Consider the following 965-nt stretch of genomic DNA (forward strand, 5'->3'; position numbering starts at 1 on the left):
CCGAGATACTCGCCCGCAGGCTGGACGTTGACGAGCAGCGGGATCTCGAAGCCGATGCGCTCCCAATCGTCGCAATCGAGCGGCACGCCGATGTGCTTGGCGATCGCGTTGATGTGGATCGGCGCGTTGGTGGAGCCGCCGATGGCCGCATTGGCCACGATGGCGTTCTCGAATGCCTCGCGCGTCATGATGTCGGAGGGCTTCAGGTCCTCCCACACCATGTCGACGATGCGCTTGCCCGTCTCGTAGGCCACCTGGCCGCGCTCGCGGTAGGGAGCCGGAATGGCGGCGGAGCCGGGCAGCGCCATGCCCAGCGCCTCGGCGAGCGCATTCATGGTGGACGCCGTGCCCATGGTGTTGCAGTGGCCGACCGACGGGGCGGACGAGCCCACGATGTCGATGAACTGCTGGTAGTCGATGTCGCCGGCCGCGTGGCGCTCGCGGGCCTTCCACACGATGGTGCCCGAGCCCGTGCGCTCGCCATGGTGCCAGCCGTTGAGCATGGGGCCGACATTGAGGGAGATCGTCGGGATGTTCACCGTGGCGGCGGCCATGATGCACGCCGGCATGGTCTTGTCGCAGCCCGTGAGCATCACCACACCGTCGAGCGGGTAGCCGTAGAGCACCTCGACCAGCGACAGGTAGGACAGGTTACGGTCGAGGCAGGCCGTCGGGCGCTTTCCGGTTTCCTGAATCGGATGGCATCCGAACTCGAAGGCGATGCCGCCTGCCGCCGTGATGCCGTCGCGCACGCGCTTGGCCAATTCCAGATGGTGGCGGTTGCAGGGTGACAGGTCGGAGCCGGTCTGCGCGATGCCGATAATCGGCTTCTTGCCCTGCAGCTCCTTGCCCGTGAGGCCGAAATTCAGGTACCGCTCCAAGTAGAGCGCCGTCATGCCGGGATTGTCCGGATTGTCGAACCAGAGGCGCGAGCGCAGCTGATCGGGTGTGCGACGGTGAGGCCT

Annotated in this window: 1 protein-coding gene; it reads right to left on the reverse strand. The window is 66.4% G+C overall.

What is annotated here, in order from left to right; all coding sequences use genetic code 11:
* A partial coding sequence (locus tag JKG68_RS32545) for a dihydroxy-acid dehydratase domain-containing protein (protein WP_246516136.1) occupies positions 1-965 on the reverse strand: 965 nt, incomplete at both ends.

This window comes from Microvirga aerilata, from assembly GCF_016743775.1.
Lineage (GTDB): Bacteria > Pseudomonadota > Alphaproteobacteria > Rhizobiales > Beijerinckiaceae > Microvirga > Microvirga aerilata.